Annotated in this window: 5 protein-coding genes; 1 reads left to right on the forward strand and 4 read right to left on the reverse strand. The window is 33.6% G+C overall.

Going from position 1 to position 2,729, the window contains the following annotated elements; translation table 11 throughout:
• Positions 1 to 25: 25 nt before the first annotated feature.
• Entirely contained in the window at positions 26 to 223 is a 198-nt protein-coding gene (locus tag RFX69_RS08655; RefSeq protein ID WP_252146410.1) for a hypothetical protein, read from the reverse strand.
• 336 nt (positions 224 to 559) lie between these two features.
• Here RFX69_RS08655 and RFX69_RS08660 point away from each other — a divergent pair, with 336 nt between their 5' ends.
• Positions 560 to 790 carry a hypothetical protein gene (locus tag RFX69_RS08660; RefSeq protein WP_000720782.1) on the forward strand — a complete coding sequence of 77 codons (231 nt, stop codon included), beginning with the start codon at positions 560 to 562 and terminating at the stop codon, positions 788 to 790.
• A 169-nt stretch (positions 791 to 959) separates the two neighbouring features.
• Here the strand turns inward: RFX69_RS08660 and RFX69_RS08665 are convergent, their stop codons facing one another.
• The 3 genes from RFX69_RS08665 to RFX69_RS08675 form a co-directional block, all read right to left on the reverse strand.
• Positions 960 to 1,496, reverse strand: coding sequence for a porin family protein (locus RFX69_RS08665; RefSeq protein WP_000735148.1), 537 nt, complete (start codon positions 1,494 to 1,496; stop codon positions 960 to 962).
• Positions 1,497 to 1,793: 297 nt separating this feature from the next.
• A complete protein-coding gene (locus RFX69_RS08670; RefSeq protein ID WP_000241337.1) occupies positions 1,794 to 2,084 on the reverse strand; it encodes an addiction module antidote protein in 291 nt (96 codons plus the stop codon).
• A 1-nt stretch (position 2,085) separates the two neighbouring features.
• Positions 2,086 to 2,382, reverse strand: a complete 297-nt coding sequence (locus RFX69_RS08675; RefSeq protein WP_000569859.1) for a type II toxin-antitoxin system RelE/ParE family toxin — start codon at positions 2,380 to 2,382, stop codon at positions 2,086 to 2,088.
• Positions 2,383 to 2,729: the final 347 nt, after the last annotated feature.

Below are 2,729 nucleotides of genomic sequence, written 5' to 3' on the forward strand. Positions count from 1 at the left end.
CTGTTTTTTCAGCATACATCACACATCAACGTGAAGGTTTTACAGTATGCTTCTGAGCTTGAACTTTTTGAACTACAGGCTGTTTCTTATGTTGGTCAACTTGTTTTTTATGCTGATTAACGTGTTTAGGCTGATTATGATTTTCTTGTGGAGCGGCAAAAGCAGAAGCTCCCATAACAGAAGCTGATACTGATAAAACAATTGCTTTAATTAATGTATTCATACCACACCTAATCATTTTGTCTTTTAATTGATAATTTCATTAAACATGAGAAACCAAGTTTAAATAATTATTTAATGTAATTCTTTTGTTAAAGTTAAGAAGGAAATAAGGATTAATTTAGAATATAAAACAAACACTTAGAATGCAAAATAACCATTTATTTGGTCTTTAAATAGGCTGTGATTTCACTCAAATATAATAAAAACATATAGTTGAATCATCATGTTTTAATGAGGAAAATAATTTACTTAAATCTCACATTATTATCCATCTAATCTCCATAAAGCAGTCCTAATATCCTCTTATCAAATAAGTTCTCAGGTTTAGAGTTTAGAAATGAAAAAGATTATCTCTGGTTTACTCGTTGGTTTAATGGCAACCTCATTCACAATGACTCCGATGGCTGCTCCAGTACAGGATCATAAACAGCCACCAGCTCAGCACCATATTGATAAAAAACCACAGCCACCAAAACATGATATGAAAAGAGATCCCGATCATAAAGCCTCTTCAAAACATGACATGAAGAAGCATCATCCAGAGCATAAATTGCCACCTAAACACTAATTACGAATAAAGGAAAAAGCCAATAAGTGTAAAAACTTATTGGTCTTTTTTTATACCTTCCTACTGATAAGACAGAATAAATTCACTACTTCTTTCATTTAACATAATGGCTGTTGTACAAATTTCCAAAAAAAGCGAGGATTTTCTCCTCGCTCTTTTACTCAACAAATTAGAAGTTATATTTTAATTGAGCATTTACACCATTAAAGCCATCAAACGCATTAACGTGTGTGTAAGCTACTTCTGCAGCCAAGTTTGGAGTGAAGTTATAGCCAGCCCCAGCCTGAATGATTAAACCGGAATCATCTTCGCTAGCTGAAACTGTATAACCTTGATAAGTAGCATCTACATCGAGGTCAACACGTGCATAACCTGCCATACCTTTAGCATAGAAGTTATTTGCTAAAGGATATTTAGCTGTTAAGCCAATACCATAGTATTGAACATCGGCATCAGTTCTTACACCAAGTTCTTCTAAATCGCCATCGAACTCGATGTCATTCACAGATTTATTCCAGAATACTTCAGCACCAACATATTCATTAAATTGCAAACCACCATTCAGACCTAGAAAATGTACATCAACATCATCGTTATTTAAAAATGTATAACCAGCGCTTACATATGGCTGAATTGTTGTACTACCAGCATTTGCTGTAGTTGCTGCAACAGTCCCAAGAAGTGATACCAAAAGCAGTTTTTTCATTGTATATCTCATGAATAAATATTGAAATTATATAAAAACCCATAAATCATTGATTTAAAGGATTTGCATATATTGGGAATATAAATAAAGTTTTGCAATAAAGTTATACTAATTAGTGAGATAGTTTTTGATTTATTGGTTAATAAATAATCTTTTTTTATTACTTCTAGAAATTTTCTATTTAATATAGTGGGCATTATACGAATCTAAAAATGGGAGCCATTCAATGGAATGGGCGTTATATAATAAAAAAATGGGAGCCTTAAACTCCCATTTTTTTATTATATTTTTTAAATTTTAAGTATGTTGAACTGTCAATTTTAAACCTAAAGCATTCACAACACGGTTGATCGTATCAAAACGAGGCGTTGAGTCTTGACGAAGTGCTTTGTAAAGGGCTTCTCGTCCAATACCTGCTTCTTTCGCAATTTGGGTCATACCTCTTGCTTTAGCAATTACACCAAGTGCGTGCGCTAATTCAGCAGGATCATTTTCTTCAAGAACCATATTGAGGTACATTACAATATCTTCTTCAGTTTTGAGTGACTCAGCCATATCAAAACTTGGTAAATCAGCGACTTTAACCATATTAATCCTCCAATGTTTTCGATAGTTTGACCGCTTTCTTGATGTCATCTTTCTGTGTAGATTTTTCACCACCACCAAGCATCACGATCACAACGTCACCATGTTGGATGTAGTACATCCGCCAACCAGCACCAAAGAACTCTCTCATTTCCCAGACACCATCTTGGAGTGGTTTAATGTCACCCCAATTACCACGTTGGACCTTATCTAATCGACGATTCAAGCGGATTCGAGTCATATTGTCTTTAAGACCATCTAGCCATTCATCAAATTCAGGCAGACGTTTAATTTCAATCATGCGAGTTCCTTCTTATCTAATTCAATTGTATTCGATCGAATACAAAATGCAAGACTTTTATCCCAAGAGTTGTCCGCAGAAATTGGGGATAATTTCAGAAACGGAAGCCTTAATAAATTGGGAATAGTTACGATTTTGATTATTTTTCAACCAAATTTATTGGCAAGAAGTATCAAAATTGCTTAAAAAGAAACCGACTTGTTTCCAAGTCGGTTTCTTTTTGTTTTTTAGGGGGATGATAAATTTTTAAATATATGAAAAACAATGTTATTTCAAAAAGATGTTATTCCTAAGTAGAAATGTCCTACCTAATAACCAAATAGAAATGTCCTATATGGACATTTCCA

Source organism: Acinetobacter sp. 148 (genome assembly GCF_031196675.1).
GTDB lineage: Bacteria > Pseudomonadota > Gammaproteobacteria > Pseudomonadales > Moraxellaceae > Acinetobacter > Acinetobacter baumannii.